Annotated in this window: 14 protein-coding genes; 7 read left to right on the top strand and 7 right to left on the bottom strand. The window is 55.0% G+C overall.

Features of this window, described 5'->3' with window-relative positions:
- Nucleotides 1–418: 418 nt before the first annotated feature.
- The 5 genes from pdhR (at nucleotide 419) to SP68_RS21355 (ending at nucleotide 7,986) form a co-directional block, all read left to right on the top strand.
- Complete coding sequence (gene pdhR / locus SP68_RS21375; protein ID WP_002888699.1) at nucleotides 419–1,198, top strand: pyruvate dehydrogenase complex transcriptional repressor PdhR; 780 nt, start codon at nucleotides 419–421, stop codon at nucleotides 1,196–1,198.
- Between the two features lie 137 nt (nucleotides 1,199–1,335).
- On the top strand, nucleotides 1,336–3,999 hold the full coding sequence (gene aceE, locus SP68_RS21370) for a pyruvate dehydrogenase (acetyl-transferring), homodimeric type (RefSeq protein ID WP_008807412.1): 2,664 nt from the start codon (nucleotides 1,336–1,338) through the stop codon (nucleotides 3,997–3,999).
- A gap of 14 nt (nucleotides 4,000–4,013) precedes the next feature.
- Entirely contained in the window at nucleotides 4,014–5,906 is a 1,893-nt protein-coding gene (gene aceF, locus SP68_RS21365) for a pyruvate dehydrogenase complex dihydrolipoyllysine-residue acetyltransferase (RefSeq protein WP_040972949.1), read from the top strand.
- Between the two features lie 206 nt (nucleotides 5,907–6,112).
- On the top strand, nucleotides 6,113–7,537 hold the full coding sequence (lpdA, locus tag SP68_RS21360; RefSeq protein WP_002888731.1) for a dihydrolipoyl dehydrogenase: 1,425 nt from the start codon (nucleotides 6,113–6,115) through the stop codon (nucleotides 7,535–7,537).
- A 164-nt stretch (nucleotides 7,538–7,701) separates the two neighbouring features.
- Entirely contained in the window at nucleotides 7,702–7,986 is a 285-nt protein-coding gene (locus tag SP68_RS21355; protein WP_008807410.1) for a hypothetical protein, read from the top strand.
- Nucleotides 7,987–8,030: 44 nt separating this feature from the next.
- On the opposite strand, the gene SP68_RS21350 is transcribed toward SP68_RS21355, so the two are convergent.
- Both SP68_RS21350 and SP68_RS21345 read right to left on the bottom strand, forming a co-directional pair.
- Nucleotides 8,031–8,837, bottom strand: coding sequence for a DUF2950 family protein (locus tag SP68_RS21350; RefSeq protein ID WP_032701154.1), 807 nt, complete (start codon nucleotides 8,835–8,837; stop codon nucleotides 8,031–8,033).
- A gap of 11 nt (nucleotides 8,838–8,848) precedes the next feature.
- Nucleotides 8,849–10,471, bottom strand: coding sequence for a DUF3300 domain-containing protein (locus SP68_RS21345; protein WP_040972953.1), 1,623 nt, complete (start codon nucleotides 10,469–10,471; stop codon nucleotides 8,849–8,851).
- A 431-nt stretch (nucleotides 10,472–10,902) separates the two neighbouring features.
- Between SP68_RS21345 and acnB the strand changes: the two genes are divergently transcribed.
- Nucleotides 10,903–13,500, top strand: coding sequence for a bifunctional aconitate hydratase 2/2-methylisocitrate dehydratase (acnB, locus tag SP68_RS21340; RefSeq protein WP_071891597.1), 2,598 nt, complete (start codon nucleotides 10,903–10,905; stop codon nucleotides 13,498–13,500).
- A gap of 187 nt (nucleotides 13,501–13,687) precedes the next feature.
- On the top strand, nucleotides 13,688–14,050 hold the full coding sequence (gene yacL / locus SP68_RS21335; RefSeq protein WP_004204373.1) for a protein YacL: 363 nt from the start codon (nucleotides 13,688–13,690) through the stop codon (nucleotides 14,048–14,050).
- Nucleotides 14,051–14,207: 157 nt separating this feature from the next.
- Here the strand turns inward: yacL and speD are convergent, their stop codons facing one another.
- The 5 genes from speD to SP68_RS21310 all read right to left on the bottom strand — a co-directional run bounded on the left by speD (nucleotide 14,208) and on the right by SP68_RS21310 (nucleotide 18,988).
- A complete protein-coding gene (gene speD, locus SP68_RS21330) occupies nucleotides 14,208–15,002 on the bottom strand; it encodes an adenosylmethionine decarboxylase (protein WP_008807406.1) in 795 nt (264 codons plus the stop codon).
- 24 nt (nucleotides 15,003–15,026) lie between these two features.
- Complete coding sequence (gene speE / locus SP68_RS21325) at nucleotides 15,027–15,887, bottom strand: polyamine aminopropyltransferase (RefSeq protein ID WP_008807405.1); 861 nt, start codon at nucleotides 15,885–15,887, stop codon at nucleotides 15,027–15,029.
- Nucleotides 15,888–16,033: 146 nt separating this feature from the next.
- Complete coding sequence (locus SP68_RS28610; protein ID WP_162500009.1) at nucleotides 16,034–17,296, bottom strand: FKBP-type peptidyl-prolyl cis-trans isomerase N-terminal domain-containing protein; 1,263 nt, start codon at nucleotides 17,294–17,296, stop codon at nucleotides 16,034–16,036.
- A 680-nt stretch (nucleotides 17,297–17,976) separates the two neighbouring features.
- Nucleotides 17,977–18,387, bottom strand: a complete 411-nt coding sequence (locus tag SP68_RS21315; RefSeq protein WP_008807403.1) for a hypothetical protein — start codon at nucleotides 18,385–18,387, stop codon at nucleotides 17,977–17,979.
- 253 nt (nucleotides 18,388–18,640) lie between these two features.
- Complete coding sequence (locus SP68_RS21310; protein WP_002888808.1) at nucleotides 18,641–18,988, bottom strand: YacC family pilotin-like protein; 348 nt, start codon at nucleotides 18,986–18,988, stop codon at nucleotides 18,641–18,643.
- Nucleotides 18,989–19,055: the final 67 nt, after the last annotated feature.

The raw sequence follows: 19,055 nt of genomic DNA, 5'->3' as shown, positions 1-19,055 counted from the left end.
TCTGAGGGAGAATAGTGTTAAGCGCGACCGAATGCACCTGCTTTATGAAGGGATGATGACGATGTGTCTAAAAAGACATCAATAGACACATTCAGTATTATTCCATCGCATTACCCATGAGTGGTTATTTATTCTGTTAATTTGATTTTTTATTCATCTATGGCGCAGTTGAATCGGTTCAGATAGCGTAATTTTTCGTTTCCATAAAGTTAACGCTACCCCTTTGTGAGTAAACGTAACATTTGTGCAAGGTTACATTTCTGAAATGTTATTTCTGTAAGGTTGTTAAAATGTCCGCGGTTTACTGATTTCAATCAAAACCTGTATGGACAGAAGGTGAATACTTTGTTACTTTAGCGCTACGAACTTTAAATTGGTAAGACCAATTGACTCCGGGCTAATGGCAGAGACAGGGAATATGGCCTACAGCAAAATCCGCCAACCAAAATTATCCGATGTGATAGAGCAGCAGCTGGAGTTTCTGATCCTTGAGGGGACCTTGCGCCCCGGTGAAAAACTTCCGCCCGAACGCGAACTGGCTAAGCAGTTCGACGTTTCCCGCCCCTCGCTGCGTGAGGCGATTCAACGCCTCGAAGCCAAGGGCTTGTTGCTTCGTCGTCAGGGAGGTGGAACGTTTGTTCAGAGCCGCCTGTGGCAGAGCTTCAGCGATCCGCTGGTCGAGCTGCTGTCCGATCACCCTGAATCCCAATTCGATCTGCTTGAGACCCGTCACGCGCTGGAAGGCATCGCGGCTTATTACGCGGCGCTGCGCAGCAATGATGAAGATCGCGATCGTATCCGCGAGCTGCATCAGGCCATTGAACGGGCGCAGCAGTCGGGCGATCTGGACGCTGAGTCCGGCGCCGTCGTCCAGTATCAAATCGCCGTCACCGAGGCGGCACACAATGTGGTTTTGCTCCATCTGCTAAGGTGTATGGAGCCGATGCTGGCACAAAACGTTCGTCAGAACTTTGAATTGCTGTATGCCCGCCGGGAAATGCTCCCGTTGGTCAGCAACCATCGTACTCGCATTTTCGAGGCGATAATGGCCGGGGAGCCGGAGCAGGCGCGTGAGGCGTCGCACCGTCACCTGGCGTTCATTGAGGAAATTTTGCTGGACCGTAGCCGTGAGCAGAGTCGTAGAGAGCGCTCACTGCGTCGTTTACAGCAACGAAAGGACGAGAACTCCGGTTCTTAAGCGCCATTTTTAGAGCGCGGCAACTAAACGCAGAACCTGTCTTATTGAATTTTTGGTTGTTCAAAGGTGAAGAACGAAGAGTTCAATGGGACAGGTTCCAGATTAATCAACGATTAGATAGATAAGGAATACCCCCCATGTCAGAACGTTTACCAAATGACGTGGATCCGATCGAAACTCGCGACTGGCTACAGGCGATCGAATCGGTCATCCGTGAAGAAGGTGTTGAGCGTGCTCAGTATCTTATTGACCAACTCCTTTCTGAAGCCCGCAAAGGCGGGGTGAAAGTGGCTGCTGGCGCATCGACCGGCGGTTACGTCAACACTATTGCCGTTGAAGATGAACCGGAATACCCGGGTAATCTGGATCTGGAACGTCGTATCCGTTCTGCGATCCGCTGGAACGCGATCATGACCGTTCTGCGCGCATCGAAAAAAGATCTCGAACTGGGTGGCCACATGGCTTCCTTCCAGTCTTCCGCAACCTTCTACGAAGTGTGCTTCAACCACTTCTTCCGCGCACGCAACGAGCAGGATGGCGGCGATCTGGTGTACTTCCAGGGCCACATCTCTCCGGGCGTGTATGCGCGTGCTTTCCTGGAAGGTCGTCTGACTGAAGAGCAGATGAACAATTTCCGTCAGGAAGTTCACGGTAAAGGTCTGTCCTCTTATCCGCACCCGAAACTGATGCCGGAATTCTGGCAGTTCCCGACCGTTTCTATGGGTCTGGGCCCAATCGGGGCAATTTATCAGGCTAAATTCCTGAAATATCTGGAACACCGTGGTCTGAAAGACACCTCCAAACAAACCGTTTATGCTTTCCTGGGCGACGGTGAGATGGACGAGCCGGAATCTAAAGGTGCGATCACCATCGCCACCCGCGAGAAGCTGGACAACCTGGTCTTCGTTATCAACTGTAACCTGCAGCGTCTTGATGGCCCGGTAACGGGTAACGGCAAAATCATCAACGAACTGGAAGGCATCTTCGCGGGTGCAGGCTGGAACGTTATCAAGGTTATCTGGGGCGGTCGTTGGGATGAGCTGCTGCGTAAAGACACCAGCGGTAAGCTGATCCAGCTGATGGAAGAAACCGTTGACGGCGATTACCAGACCTTCAAATCCAAAGACGGCGCATATGTGCGCGAGCACTTCTTCGGTAAATATCCGGAGACCGCGGCGCTGGTTGCCGACTGGACTGACGAGCAGATTTGGGCCCTGAACCGCGGCGGCCACGATCCGAAGAAAGTTTACGCTGCACTGAAAAAAGCGCAGGAAACCAAAGGCAAAGCGACCGTAATCCTCGCCCATACCATTAAAGGTTACGGCATGGGTGACACCGCTGAAGGTAAGAACATCGCCCACCAGGTTAAGAAAATGAACATGGACGGCGTTCGTTACGTCCGCGATCGTTTCAACGTGCCGGTTGCCGATGCCGATCTCGAAAAACTGCCGTACGTCACCTTCCCGGAAGGTTCCGAAGAGCACACCTATCTGCACGCTCAGCGCCAGAAACTGCACGGCTATCTGCCGAGCCGTCAGCCGAACTTCTCTGAGAAGCTGGAGCTGCCGACGCTGGAAGATTTCGCTCCGCTGCTGGAAGAGCAGAATAAAGAGATCTCTACCACTATCGCATTTGTTCGTGCCCTGAACGTGATGCTGAAGAACAAATCCATCAAAGACCGCCTCGTGCCGATTATCGCCGACGAAGCGCGTACTTTCGGTATGGAAGGTCTGTTCCGTCAGATCGGTATTTACAGCCCGAACGGCCAGCAGTACACCCCGCAGGACCGTGAGCAGGTTGCTTACTACAAAGAAGACGAGAAAGGCCAGATCCTGCAGGAAGGGATCAACGAGCTGGGCGCAGGCGCATCCTGGCTGGCTGCGGCGACTTCTTACAGCACCAACAACCTGCCGATGATCCCGTTCTACATCTACTACTCGATGTTCGGGTTCCAGCGTATCGGCGACCTGTGCTGGCAGGCAGGCGACCAGCAGGCTCGCGGCTTCCTGATCGGTGGTACTTCCGGTCGTACAACGCTGAACGGCGAAGGTCTGCAGCACGAAGATGGCCACAGCCATATTCAGTCGCTGACTATCCCGAACTGTATCTCTTACGATCCGTCCTATGCATACGAAGTGGCGGTCATCATGCATGATGGCCTGGAGCGTATGTACGGTGAGAAACAAGAGAACGTTTACTACTACATCACTACGCTGAACGAAAACTACCACATGCCGGCCATGCCGGAAGGCGCCGAGGAAGGTATCCGTAAAGGTATCTACAAACTCGAAACCATTGAAGGTAGCAAAGGTAAAGTTCAGCTGCTGGGCTCCGGTTCTATCCTGCGTCACGTTCGTGAAGCAGCGCAGATCCTGGCGAAAGACTACGGCGTGGGCTCTGACGTGTATAGCGTCACCTCCTTCACCGAACTGGCGCGTGATGGCCAGGATTGCGAACGCTGGAACATGCTGCACCCGCTGGAAACCCCGCGCGTGCCGTATATCGCTCAGGTAATGAACGACGCTCCGGCCGTGGCATCCACTGACTATATGAAACTGTTCGCTGAGCAGGTTCGTACTTATGTACCGGCTGATGATTACCGCGTACTGGGTACCGATGGCTTCGGTCGTTCCGACAGCCGTGAAAACCTGCGTCACCACTTCGAAGTCGATGCTTCCTATGTGGTCGTTGCAGCGCTGGGCGAACTGGCTAAACGTGGTGAAATCGATAAGAAAGTGGTGGCTGACGCTATCGCGAAATTCGACATCGATGCAGAAAAAGTTAACCCGCGTCTGGCGTAAGAGGTAAAAGAATAATGGCTATCGAAATCAAAGTACCGGACATCGGGGCTGATGAAGTTGAAATCACCGAGATCCTGGTCAAAGTGGGCGACAAAGTAGAAGCTGAACAGTCGCTGATCACCGTAGAAGGCGATAAAGCCTCTATGGAAGTCCCGTCTCCGCAGGCTGGCGTCGTGAAAGAGATTAAAGTCTCCGTCGGCGACAAAACCGAGACTGGCAAACTGATTATGATTTTCGATTCCGCCGAGGGTGCAGCAGCCGCTGCACCTGCGCAGGAAGAGAAGAAAGAAGCCGCTCCGGCTGCGCCAGCAGCTGCCGCGGCAGCGAAAGAAGTTCACGTCCCGGATATCGGCGGCGATGAAGTTGAAGTTACCGAGATCATGGTTAAAGTGGGCGACACCATCGCCGCTGAGCAATCCCTGATCACCGTAGAAGGCGATAAAGCCTCTATGGAAGTGCCGGCGCCGTTCGCGGGTACCGTGAAAGAGATCAAAATCAACACCGGTGACAAAGTGTCCACCGGCTCCCTGATCATGATCTTCGAAGTGGCGGGCGCTGCGCCTGCCGCCGCACCTGCTCAGGCTGCTGCTCCGGCGGCGGCTGCTCCAGCTGCGGCTGGCGGTGCGAAAGACGTTAACGTACCGGACATCGGCGGCGACGAAGTTGAAGTCACCGAAGTGATGGTCAAAGTCGGCGATAAAGTGGCTGCTGAGCAGTCCCTGATCACCGTCGAAGGCGACAAAGCGTCTATGGAAGTGCCGGCGCCATTCGCAGGTACCGTCAAAGAGATCAAAATCAGCACCGGCGATAAAGTCAAAACCGGTTCCCTGATCATGGTCTTCGAAGTGGAAGGCGCTGCGCCTGCCGCCGCGCCGGCTCAGGCTGCTGCTCCGGCACCGGCTGCTGCACCGGCTCAGGCCGCTAATCCTGCCGCTGCACCGGCTGCGAAAGCAGAAGGCAAAACTGAATTCGCTGAAAACGATGCTTACGTTCACGCGACGCCGCTGATTCGCCGCCTGGCGCGCGAGTTCGGCGTTAACCTGGCAAAAGTGAAAGGCACCGGCCGTAAAGGTCGTATCCTGCGCGAAGACGTTCAGGCTTATGTGAAAGACGCGGTTAAACGCGCTGAATCCGCACCGGCGGCTGCCGCTGGCGGCGGTATCCCGGGCATGCTGCCATGGCCGAAGGTTGACTTCAGCAAGTTTGGTGAAATCGAAGAAGTGGAACTGGGTCGTATCCAGAAAATCTCTGGGGCTAACCTGAGCCGTAACTGGGTGATGATCCCGCACGTTACCCACTTCGACAAAACCGATATCACCGATCTGGAAGCGTTCCGTAAGCAGCAGAACGCCGAAGCTGAGAAGCGTAAACTGGACGTGAAATTCACCCCAGTGGTCTTCATCATGAAAGCCGTTGCCGCTGCGCTTGAGCAGATGCCGCGCTTCAACAGCTCGCTGTCCGAAGATGGTCAGCGCCTGACGCTGAAGAAATACATCAACATCGGTGTGGCGGTTGATACCCCGAACGGTCTGGTGGTTCCGGTCTTCAAAGACGTGAATAAGAAGAGCATCACCGAGCTGTCTCGTGAACTGACCACCATCTCGAAGAAAGCGCGCGATGGCAAGCTGACGGCTGGCGAAATGCAGGGCGGTTGCTTCACCATCTCCAGCATCGGCGGCCTGGGCACTACCCACTTCGCGCCGATTGTTAACGCGCCGGAAGTGGCCATCCTGGGCGTGTCTAAGTCCGCGATGGAGCCGGTATGGAATGGTAAAGAGTTCGTTCCGCGTCTGATGATGCCGATCTCTCTGTCCTTCGACCACCGCGTCATCGACGGTGCTGATGGTGCCCGCTTCATTACCATCATTAACAACACCTTGAGCGACATTCGCCGTCTGGTGATGTAATCGAAAAAGCCGGCCTGACGGCCGGCTTTTTTCTGATAACCTCAGGCTGTTGGGGATTATCAGCAACAAAGGACAAAATCGTTTGCCGTTTGTTGTTTAAAAATTGTTAACAATTTTGTAAAATACACGCGGATAGAACGTCCCGGTGGACTTGGGCGTAAGAATAATAGCGTCAGACCCGCCGGATATAAATTACAGAGGTCATGATGAGTACTGAAATCAAAACTCAGGTCGTGGTACTTGGGGCAGGCCCCGCAGGTTACTCTGCAGCCTTCCGTTGCGCTGATTTAGGTCTGGAAACCGTCATCGTAGAACGTTACAGCACCCTCGGTGGCGTTTGCCTGAACGTGGGTTGTATCCCGTCTAAAGCGCTGCTGCACGTGGCAAAAGTTATCGAAGAAGCGAAAGCGCTGGCCGAACACGGCATCGTTTTCGGCGAACCGAAAACCGACATTGACAAGATCCGCACCTGGAAAGAAAAAGTTATCACTCAGCTGACCGGCGGCCTGGCTGGCATGGCTAAAGGCCGTAAAGTGAAAGTGGTTAACGGTCTGGGTAAATTTACCGGCGCCAACACCCTGGAAGTGGAAGGCGAAAACGGTAAAACCGTGATCAACTTCGACAACGCCATCATCGCGGCGGGCTCCCGTCCGATTCAGCTGCCGTTTATCCCGCATGAAGATCCGCGCGTATGGGACTCCACCGACGCCCTGGAACTGAAATCCGTACCGAAACGTATGCTGGTCATGGGTGGCGGTATCATCGGTCTGGAAATGGGTACCGTATACCATGCGCTGGGTTCAGAGATTGACGTGGTTGAAATGTTCGACCAGGTTATCCCGGCTGCCGATAAAGACGTGGTGAAAGTCTTCACTAAACGCATCAGCAAGAAATTCAACCTGATGCTGGAAACCAAAGTGACTGCCGTTGAAGCGAAAGAAGACGGTATTTACGTTTCCATGGAAGGCAAAAAAGCGCCGGCTGAAGCGCAGCGTTACGACGCCGTGCTGGTCGCTATCGGTCGCGTACCGAACGGCAAAAACCTCGACGCAGGTAAAGCGGGCGTGGAAGTGGACGATCGTGGCTTCATCCGCGTTGACAAACAAATGCGCACCAACGTGCCGCACATCTTTGCTATCGGCGATATCGTCGGTCAGCCGATGCTGGCGCACAAAGGCGTACACGAAGGTCACGTTGCCGCAGAAGTTATCTCCGGCCTGAAACACTACTTCGATCCGAAAGTGATCCCGTCCATCGCCTACACTGAGCCAGAAGTGGCATGGGTTGGTCTGACTGAGAAAGAAGCGAAAGAGAAAGGCATCAGCTACGAAACCGCCACCTTCCCGTGGGCTGCTTCCGGCCGTGCTATCGCTTCCGACTGCGCAGACGGTATGACCAAACTGATCTTCGACAAAGAGACCCACCGTGTTATCGGCGGCGCGATTGTCGGCACCAACGGCGGCGAGCTGCTGGGTGAGATCGGCCTGGCTATCGAAATGGGCTGCGACGCTGAAGACATCGCGCTGACCATCCATGCTCACCCGACTCTGCACGAGTCTGTTGGCCTGGCGGCAGAAGTCTTCGAAGGCAGCATCACCGATCTGCCAAACGCCAAAGCGAAGAAAAAGTAACTTTTTCTTTCAGGCTAAAAGCATAAGCGGCTCCCGGAGCCGCTTTTTTTATGCCTGATGTTTAGAACTATGTCTCCGTTCATAAACCGCTACACCTCATACATACTTTGAAAATAATCACGCCATAAACTTATAGGCAGTTAACGATATAGTTGAGGTGTGAGATGAAACGCTTTTTAACCGCAGCGCTGGTCGCTGCAACGTGCCTATCCGGTGTGGCCTGCGCGGCTGACGCCACCATCCCCTGGGCGGACAACAGCGGTGGCACGGAAACGACCCATATCGCGGCGATGGGGCAGGATCTGAATGCCCAGCATCAGCAGGTGACGAAGACGAATGAGGGGGTATGGGCGGCGAACTCCGGAAGCATCAGCGCTGATGAAGCGGCATTATCCAGCACAAAGCCGACTTTTGCTGGCGATCCGTCTCTGATGCCCCATCAGGGCTAAGCGAATAGAAACGCCAGGTTGCTTGAGGGCAACCTGGCGTTTTTTTATGGTTTGACAACCTGCCAGCCGGCGTCAGCATCGGGGGCAAAGCGCGTGATGGCCTGCGCTTTTGCGGCGCTCTCTTCGCCGAGATTAGCCTGATAAACGGTATCGTGCAGATCGATCATAAAGCTCATCACTCCGGTTTCACCCCATTCCACAGGCCAGGCAAGCAAGGCCGCATCCTGGTCATCGCGGCCTGCGATAATGCGGAAACGATAGCCATGATAACCGGCGCCGGGCTCCGTCGGGCTGAATGCCGGCCCCAGCGGGCTGGGCGTCTCACCCGGCGACGTCGGCCAGTACAACCCATCTTTTTTGCCTTCACTGCTGATGATTTTCTGCGCCCAGCGGTGATTAAGCTGGTAGTAATCCTGCTGGGCGTCAATGTAAGCGTGCATGGCGGCTATCGCTGACAGTTCATTGCGACCGATGGCGCGGGTGAGGATCTCCTCTTCGCCTGCGGCCATATCAAAGCGCCAGCCCTGAGACGTTTTTACGATAGGCACCGGCAACCGCCATGCCTCGCTGCCGACGTCGAGCCAGGCGTTATCACCCTGCTGCACGATGACATGTTTTACCTGCCAGTCGCGCTGAAAACGGTCGACGGCGCTGGGGTCGATCCCATCGGTAGGTAAAAATTGCTGCCAGTTATCGCCGAGCACCTTGCTCAGCGCCGCTTCATTTTGCTGGCTGAGCGCCTCAGCCAGCGCGCTCGCGGCCTGTTCCGGGGTAGAAAACTGCTGCTGGGCGAAGGCGGCTAACGGTGACAGTATCAATGTGAACAGGGCAATAGGTAATAGGTTTCTCATTCTGCTCATCCTCAGCGGCGGCGCAGTTCATGGTGTTCGGAAAGACGTTCTCTGGCGCCGCCACGCTCCTCGCGGTTTACAGCGGAAAACTGCCGACTTTGCAGTCCCCGTTCCTGCTGCGCTTGCCAGGAGGGGGCGCGGCTTTCGTTGCCGCTAAGAGCGCTGGCGCGTAAATGACTAACCTGCTGCTGACGCTGCGCGGGCGTGGCGGACTGGATCTGCTGCCGATGCTGTTGCTGCTGAGGTGTCAGGTTCTGCTCGCGGCTCTTAACGGTTTCCCGACGCTGCTGTTGTTGCGGCGTGGGATTTTTCAACTGCGTTTTCGCCGCCTCGCGACGCTGCTGCTGGGTCGAGGTTGGTGTGCTGTCGTAACCGCGATAGTTGCTGCGCTGGGTGGCTTGTTTCAATTGCGCCGAAGCTGCCTGACGCTGGGCATCGCGTGAGGCGTTGTTTGCCGCCAGGTTGCCCGCTGTCGCCGCCGGTACGTTATGCTGCAGCTGGGTCATCGCTGCCTGGCGCTGCGCTTCGCGATCGACTGGCGCATGTTGGGTAGTGCTCAGCCCGCCAGCAACGTTGGTCTGATGGAAGCGTTGAGCAACCGTATTATCGGGATACGGTGTGTGACCGCGATAGGCAGGATTATGCTGCCAGTTAACGTGGTTGCCCGGCAGGTTTTCTCCCGTTATATGATTGAAATTATTTATATTAATATTGATGTTATCGCCATTATGCGAGTAATCGCCGTGGTGATAGTCGTCATCGTGATGGTGGTGGTCATCATCATCCCAGTCGATACTGCTAAACAGCGCCCAGGTAGTGGCCACGCCCAGGCTGTAACCGAAGCCTTTGACGAAGCTATCGGTAAACTGCTCCCCGGGAGGCGGCGGCAGGTAGACCGGCGGATAGGCGCTGTTTGGCCAGGTACCATAGACGGTAGAGGGGTTATAGCTGGGAACATAGACCACCTGCGGATTGGTCGGTTCTATTTTAATAACCTGCGTGGGCGCAGGCGCCGCCGAGTGGGTGGTGGACGTTGCTGCCGTGCTGCTGGCGGAAACCGGTGCGGCAGGGGTGACAATCACTTTCTGCTGTGGCGTGGATTTCAGTGTCCCGGTCTGCTGGGCAATAGTACGCAGGCGCTGCACCGAGTCCATCACATCATGCGGCTGGGCCAAAAACGCATTGCCGAGGTTCTCCACCCAGGGCGGATTTTCGCCCATCATCGCCAGCAGGGCAGGGAAAGCGACAAGGGATTTGACGCTGGGATCCCACGGCTGACTGGCAACCGCCTGAACCGCCGCATCCCCTTTCATCGCGGGGTTATCCTGGGACCACTGTACCGCCTGCATGACGTTGTCGGGATAAGTGGAGGCCATCAACACCTGCGACAGCAGACTGTCCGGGTAGAGCGCGATGGGCGCGACCCACTGATCAATTTGCGCCTGGGTGTAGGTGGTGGTCACCGGCTGCGCTGCGGCAGGAGGTGAGGTTGGCGTTGGTGCCGGTGCAGGCTGCGCCGCCGCCTCAGTGACCTTCTCTGGAGTACGGCTTTGCACATAGAGTGTTCCCGCCGCCGCGAGTAAGCCAGCGCTACAGAGCAGGGCGAAGATATGGGGTTTGAACGGCAGTGACATGGAAGCTCCTGACCCAAAAAGTAACCCATCTCGCTAAAGTATCGGCGAAAACGGCGCGTTTGCTGAGTATAAGTAAGCGGTATGGCTTTTTATTGATTATTGTTGGGATCGGCCCGGGGAGTTGTACGCGGAAAGGAATTTTTGTCGCGGTATTTGAACAGAAAGCCTGCAATATCCTGCCCTTAACGATTCAGCTAAATTTTAATGTTGCTTTTTTGTAAACAGATTAACACCTTTCAAAAATCCTGCTATGCTGCCGACGCGGTATCGGGCATTTACCCTACAAACTGCTGTCTCACAGGAGCGTGAAGAAAATCGCCCAGCCACTAAATCCTTCAAGATGCGTCAAGGCGGCAAACTGCCAATACCGAAGCAGATTGATTGAAGACGTGTAGGCCGCATTATGACAATGAGAAGCGAGGAGAACCGTCGTGCTAGAAGAATACCGTAAGCACGTAGCTGAGCGTGCCGCCATGGGGATTGTTGCCAAACCCTTAGATGCAAGCCAAATGGCCGCGCTGGTAGAACTGCTGAAAAACCCGCCTGCGGGCGAAGAAGAATTCCTGTTAGACCTGCTGATTAACCGTGTACCGCCGGGCGTCGACGAAGCCGCCTATGTTAAAGCTGGATTCCTTGCCGCGATCGCCAAAGGCGAAGCGACCTCCCCTCTGGTAACCCCTGAAAAAGCCGTTGAACTGCTGGGCACCATGCAGGGCGGTTACAACATTCATCCGCTGATCGATGCGCTGGACGACGCGAAACTGGCGCCGATTGCCGCGAAAGCGCTGTCTCATACTCTGCTGATGTTCGATAACTTCTACGACGTAGAAGAGAAAGCAAAAGCAGGTAACGAGCATGCTAAACGGGTCATGCAATCCTGGGCTGACGCTGAGTGGTTCCTGAACCGCCCGCAGCTGGCAGAGAAAATCACCGTTACCGTCTTCAAGGTCACCGGCGAAACCAATACCGATGACCTGTCTCCGGCGCCGGATGCCTGGTCGCGCCCGGATATCCCACTGCATGCGCTGGCGATGCTGAAAAACGCCCGCGAAGGAATTGATCCGGACCAGCCGGGCGTCGTCGGCCCGATTAAACAAATCGAAGCCCTGCAGCAGAAAGGCTATCCGCTGGCCTACGTCGGCGACGTGGTCGGTACGGGTTCCTCGCGTAAATCCGCGACCAACTCGGTGCTGTGGTTTATGGGCGACGATATTCCGAACGTGCCGAACAAGCGCGGCGGCGGTCTGTGCCTGGGCGGCAAAATCGCGCCAATCTTCTTCAACACCATGGAAGATGCAGGTGCGCTGCCTATCGAAGTTGATGTGTCAAACCTGAACATGGGCGACGTGATTGACGTTTACCCGTTCAAAGGCGAAGTGCGTAATCACGAAACCAACGAACTGCTGGCCAGCTTCGAGCTGAAAACCGATGTGCTGATCGACGAAGTGCGCGCCGGTGGCCGTATTCCGCTGATCATCGGCCGCGGCTTGACCACCAAAGCGCGCGAAGCGCTGGGGCTGCCGCACAGCGACGTCTTCCGTCAGGCGAAAGACGTGGCGGAAAGCACCCGCGGCTTCTCTCTGGCGCAGAAAATGGTTGGCCGCGCCTGCGGCGTTGCCGGTATCCGTCCGGGCGCCTACTGCGAGCCGAAAATGACCTCCGTCGGTTCTCAGGACACCACCGGTCCAATGACCCGTGATGAACTGAAAGACCTGGCGTGCCTGGGCTTCTCCGCTGACCTGGTGATGCAGTCCTTCTGCCACACCGCAGCCTATCCGAAGCCGGTTGACGTGACCACGCACCATACCCTGCCGGACTTCATCATGAACCGCGGCGGTGTTTCTCTACGTCCGGGCGATGGCGTTATCCACTCCTGGCTGAACCGCATGCTGCTGCCGGATACCGTGGGTACCGGCGGCGACTCCCATACCCGTTTCCCAATCGGTATCTCCTTCCCGGCGGGCTCTGGTCTGGTGGCCTTCGCCGCTGCGACCGGCGTGATGCCGTTGGATATGCCGGAATCGGTGCTGGTGCGCTTCAAAGGGAAAATGCAGCCGGGTATCACCCTGCGCGACCTGGTTCATGCCATCCCACTGTATGCCATCAAGCAGGGCCTGCTGACCGTTGAGAAGAAAGGTAAGAAAAACATCTTCTCTGGTCGCATCCTCGAGATCGAAGGTCTGCCGGATCTGAAAGTCGAGCAGGCATTTGAACTGACCGATGCGTCTGCTGAGCGTTCTGCTGCCGGCTGTACCATCAAGCTGAACAAAGAGCCGATCGTTGAGTACCTGAACTCCAACATCGTCCTGCTGAAGTGGATGATCGCCGAAGGCTACGGCGACCGCCGTACGCTGGAACGCCGTATCCAGGGCATGGAAAAATGGCTGGCGGATCCGCAGCTGCTGGAAGCCGACGCTGACGCGGAATACGCGGCAGTGATCGACATCGATCTGGCGGATATCAAAGAGCCAATCCTGTGCGCGCCGAACGATCCGGACGATGCCCGTCTGCTGTCTGACGTGCAGGGCGAGAAGATCGACGAAGTGTTCATCGGTTCCTGCATGACCAACATCGGCCACTTCCGTGCCGCCGGTAAGCTGCTGGACAGCCACAAAGGCCAGCTGCCGACTCGCCTGTGGGTGGCGCCGCCAACCCGTATGGACGCCGCGCAGCTGACCGAAGAAGGCTACTACAGCGTGTTTGGTAAGAGCGGGGCGCGTATCGAAATCCCTGGCTGTTCCCTGTGTATGGGTAACCAGGCTCGCGTGGCCGACGGTGCGACGGTGGTCTCCACCTCCACCCGTAACTTCCCGAACCGTTTAGGTACCGGCGCTAACGTCTATCTGGCCTCTGCCGAGCTGGCAGCGGTGGCTTCTCTGCTCGGCAAATTGCCGACGCCGGAAGAGTACCAGACCTTCGTGGCGCAGGTGGATAAGACAGCGGAAGATACCTACCGTTATCTGAACTTCAACCAGCTGGATCAGTACACTGAAAAAGCTGACGGCGTGATCTTCCAGACCGCGGTGTAAAACCATTCGGTCAGCCCGGCTGACCGTTTGGCGATAAACTCCCCAATGCCCGGTGAACATTGCATCACCGGGCATTTTTATTTCCAAACCTCCTGCCCGTTACGCTTTTTTTCTTTCTGTCTGCTGCGATAATTACTGCATGGGTACAGTGCAGCGGTGACGCATTGCCCTTGCAGAGGAAAAGACTATGGACTACGAATTTCTGCGCGATATTACCGGAGTGGTAAAGGTGCGAATGTCGATGGATCACGAGGCGATCGGCCACTGGTTCAACGAAGAGGTGAAAGACAATCTTGCCCTGCTTGATGAAGTAGAGCAGGCTGCACGCACCGTGAAGGGCAGTGAACGTTCCTGGCAGCGGGCTGGCCATGAATATACGCTGTGGCTGGATGGCGAAGAGGTGATGATCCGCGCCAATCAGCTGGAGTTTTCCGGCGACGAAATCGAGGAGGGGATGAGCTACTACGACGAAGAAAGTCTCTCTCTCTGCGGCGTGGAGGATTTCCTGCAGGTCGTTGCCGCTTATCGTGAATTTATGCAGCAGCGTTAATGACGCCTTTTATGTCGGGTGGCGCAAGAGCGTAGCCCTGCTAAGCGTAGCGTGAGCAGGGGAAATCCCCGGGTAGCGGCTGGTGCCTTACCCGGGCGACCAGGCGGCGCAGAATCCCAGGCCCGGCAAGCGCAAGCGCCGCCGGGCATTTCCAATATTACACGGCAGGAATATTGCGGCCGTAGTAAATCTCGCGCATCTCTTTCCACAGCAGGTCGGTAATGACCTTGCGCTCTTCGGCGGTCAATTCTTCCGGTCGGGTATGGAACATGTAGTGCTTAAGGTCGAACTCCTTGAGCAACATTTTGGTATGGAAGATATTTTCCTGATAAACGTTCACATCGACCATGTCATACAACGACTTAATGTCATCGGACATAAAGTTCTGAATCGAATTGATTTCATGATCGATAAAATGCTTCATCCCATTGATATCGCGGGTAAAGCCGCGCACGCGGTAGTCAATGGTCACAATGTCCGATTCCAGCTGGTGGATCAGATAGTTCAGCGCTTTAAGCGGAGAAATGACCCCGCAGGTAGAGACTTCGATATCGGCGCGGAAGGTGCACAGTCCACCTTCCGGATGGCTCTCCGGGTAGGTATGCACGCAGATATGGCTCTTATCGAGATGGGCGACCACGGTTTCCGGTAACGGACCTGGATGTTCGGTCTGGTCGATAAGCTTGGGATCGACAGGCTCTTCGCTGACCAGAATGGTCACGCTGGCGCCCTGGGGTTCATAATCCTGGCGGGCGATATTCAGGATATTGGCGCCAATAATAGAACAGGTTTCTGTCAGGATCTCCGTCAGGCGATTGGCATTATAGAGTTCGTCGATATAAGCGATGTAGCCGTCACGCTCCTCTGCCGTTTTGGCGTAACAGATATCGTAGATACAAAAACTCAGGCTTTTGGTCAGGTTGTTAAAGCCATGCAGCTTCAATTTTTTCAATTTAGTTCACCCCCTTACTTCGCGTCACGGTGCGGACAAAGCATCATGCAGATATTGTGGTAAGGCGAAGGCCGCCGTATGGATTGCCGGATTGTAGTAACGGCAGGTCAGGTTGGCTTTGTGAAAGCGCGCCTGAATGATTTCGCTGGAGAGATGGCGCAACGCCTCGTTGTCGCTCGCCCAGGCAAAAGTCATGATCCCGCCGTAATAGGTTGGGATGGCCGCCTGGTAGAAGCTGACGTCGCGAAAATAGTGGCTCAGTTTGCGATGGCTACCGACCGCTTCGTCCTGCTGCAGGAAACAAACGCCGTTTTGGGCAACGAACACGCCCCCCGGGTTCAGGCAGCGTTTGCAGCCTTCATAAAAAGCCGAGGTGAACAGGCTTTCGCCCGGACCGATAGGGTCGGTACAGTCCGAAATGATCACGTCAAACGTTTGCGTCGTCTGGTTAACAAAATTGACGCCATCATCAATCACCAGCGTGAAGCGCGGATCGTCGTAGGCCCCGGCGCTATGGTTGGGCAGGTACTGACGGCAGAATGAGACCACCCCGGCATCGATTTCCACCATGGTGATGGTTTCGATGCTACGGTGACGAGAGACTTCGCGCAGCATCGCGCCGTCGCCGCCGCCGATGATCAGGACATGCTTCGCGTTGCCGTGGGCCAGCAGCGGCACGTGGGTCATCATTTCGTGATAAATAAACTCATCGCGTTCGGTGGTTTGCACGACGCCATCCAGCGCCATCACCCGGCCAAAGGCGCGGTTGTCGAAGATGATCAAATCCTGATGATCGGTTTTTTCGTGGTACAGCACGTTATCAACGCTAAAGTACTGACCAAAATGGTCATGCAGCGTTTCATGCCACAGTGGATTATCGGCCACGGTGAGGCTCCTCCTTCGTTAACATCTGTTACACCCGTAAAACGAGTGCAACATCATAGACAACTATAGATGAGGATGCACGGCGGTTATTGCAGCAATGCGGCAGGAATAACCGCCACCGCCCGGGGAGAGCGGTGGGGGGAGGGTTATTTCGCCGGTGCGGGTTGGCTATCTACTATCCGCACGGAATAAACCATGGTGGCGCCTGGCGGGATTTTCGGCGGTAATCCTTTACTGCCATAGGCTTTTTCGGGCGGGACGACCAGCGTCAAGGAGCCATGGTTCTGCAGGCGTTGCAGCGGGCCGCGAAACACCGGGGGATAGGCATCCAGCTTCTGGGTGAGCGCCTGATCTTTCGCTTCCATATCGTTGATCACTGTCCCGTCCGTCAGCATCTCTTTGATTACTACGGTGACCAGATCGTTACCGCTTATTGTTCCTTTGCCCGGATAATCGACGCGACTGTAGACGCCATCTTTGAAGACCACATCTTTTTTGCGCGCAAACGCCTGCTGATATTTCTTACCGGCACTGATGTTTTTCTGCTCGATTTTATTCAGGTTCTGGAAAACCTGCTGCGAGACGTCAAACAGCGCCTTGTTACGCTCCTGTTCTCCGAGACGAAGCTGGCCGCTAAAAGCATCTTCGATACCCCGCAGCACCAGCCCGGCGTCGACGGTAATTCCCTGAGTGCGACGGGTGGTGAGAACGTTAAGGGCTTCTGCTCCCATCGAGGCGCCGATCGCATAAGCCTGCTGTTCTCCCGATGCGCTGAGTTTGGCGGCGGCGCTCTCGCCGCTGCGCGTTTTGGACTGTACAGAAAGCTGTGTTCTCAGCAGTTGGATTTCATCTTCTTTCATCCGTAGCTGGGCGTTGTCTTTATCCGCCTGCAGGCGGTAGGCTGCAACAACCGCCGCCATCTCCGGCGGCTCATTTTTTGGCGCTGCAGCGTTATCAGGGCGGGTTGTTGGCGCTTTTTCCGCGGCGGCCAACCGGGCGGTTAACGACTGCTTGTCGGCGTTTAGCGCCTTGACCTGGTCGAGAGCGGCCTGCTGCGTTTTCTCCGCGGCGTCGAGCCGGATAGTCAGCGACTGCTTATCGGTGGTCAGCGCTTTGACCTGGTCGAGGGCGGACAGCTTCTCTTTTTCCGCCACGGCCAGTCGGCTGGCCAGCGGCTGTTTATCAGCGTTCAGTGTTTTGGCCTGGTCGAGGGCGGCCTGCTGTGCCTTCTCCGCAGCGGCGAGCCGGATAGTCAGCGACTGCTTATCGGTGGTCAGCGCTTTAACCTGCTCGAGGGCAGCCAGCTTCTCTTTTTCCACCACGGCCAGTCGGGTGGCCAGCGGCTGTTTGTCGGCGTTAAGGGCTTTGGCCTGGTCGAGGGCGGCCTGTTTCTCTTTTTCCGCAGCCATCAGCCGGGCGGTGAGTGTCTGCTTGTCTGTGTCGAGGGCGGTGAGCTGGCCGAGTGCGGTCTGCTGTGCTTTTTCCGCGGCGGCCAGCCGGGAGGTCAGCGTTTGTTTATCTGTATTCAGCGTGGTGAGGCTGGTGCTGAGCCGTTTATTTTCCGCTTCGACGCTCTGAAGCTGCGACGTTAATTGTTGGATCTGCTTAAGTGCGGCAGCCTGGCTCTGTTGCAGAGTATTATTCCGGGCAACGACTTCCTTTTTAATTAACGTCTCATTTTCCGCCGTGGCGGCGGTTAAGGCGAGCTGTAATTGCTTTATTTTATTATTTAACGCCGCTTGCTCATTCGCAATGGATGTATCCGTGGCTGGTGTGGCGGTAAGCTGTTTTTTTAATTGTTGGATAATTTTATCTTTTTGCGCAATCGTTGCCTGTTGGCTGGCGATTCTTTTTTGCAACTGTGCGTTATTGGCCGTCGTTTTTTTATTGTCCGCGTTCTGGCGAGCGTCTGACGCTTGCTTTGCTGTGGCCGCAGAGCTTTTCTCTTCTTGCGCTTGAGCTTGCTGAGTTTGCTGCTGGGCGTAATCGAGAAAAGCCGGCGTAGCACCGGCGTAGAATGAGGTTGAAAGCGCCAGCGCCGCGACGAGCATCAGCAGTGGTGCTTTAGGGGTCAGCGTGGCGGGTTTGTTCATGGCAGTTTGTTTTCACCACGCTGTACCAGGGTATCGATCAGCGTTTTCTGGATATCGGAACACAGTTTGATGGATTTAAACTGATACATGGAGTCAATGCCCAGTCGGGTGGGATCGGCCACTTTATCGCGCACATTGTTGTATTGCGATGCCGAACGCACCAGGGCATTGAACTCATTGCTGAGTTTAGTTGCCTGCTGTGGGTTCACCTCTTTAAGTGAATCCAGCGCCTTTCGGCAGGACTCAATACGCTCCTGTTCGCTGGCCGCTCGCTCCTGCTCAGCCTGCTGCTGTGATGTGAGCGGCGTGGTGATCGGTTTTACCTGCTGGCGAGAAGAGGTATTGCTACAGCCCACTAATAAAAGTGCGGCGAGCGGGATAATACGGAGAGTCGGCGAGATATTCACAATTTCAGTCCATGAAGTAGGGATATTTTCACCGGATTCTAGAAGGGTGCTTTTTATTTTGCAATATATGGCTAATGATATTTTATTAGTTTTTTAGTCATTCATCATTATTAGGGGTTTAATTTATTTGGCGAATTGATAGGTTTGCAATTAAATAATGTTTGTTTATATACAATAATAAATATAGATATAAATATTTAAATGTGACAAATGAAACGGCAAAGGCGCGGAGCGTGACCGTCCGCGCCGGTCATTATTTGACGTAAGCCAACAGGCTGAGCGAATCGCGGGCCAGCGCTTTGCATTTTTTCGCCGTCGGGATGTTAATACCGCTGAGATCGCGGTAGCTATCCTCGCCAAGCGCTTTCATGTTGTAGCTGTCGTAGTTGCTCAGGTCCCACTGGTTCTGTTGGGCAAAGAACACCAGCGCGCGTCGGATCTGTGTATTGGGCAGGTTCTGGTAGCCACAGTCGTTTTTCAGGAACACAAAAACCGCGGTTAAATCAGCCATATCTTCTGCTTCTGATTCGCTGAGCGCGTAGCTGTTGGCGGAGAGAGCAAGCAGGCTGCCGAGTACCATTGTTCTGAAAAGCGTCTTCATTTTTTCTACCATTAGATCACCGACGCTTCAAATTAGCATACTTCTTTACACAGCGCCGATCTTTATT

It is taken from the genome of Klebsiella variicola, assembly GCF_000828055.2.
Taxonomy (GTDB): Bacteria; Pseudomonadota; Gammaproteobacteria; order Enterobacterales; family Enterobacteriaceae; genus Klebsiella; species Klebsiella variicola.
This window is presented reverse-complemented; position numbering and strand designations above follow the sequence as displayed.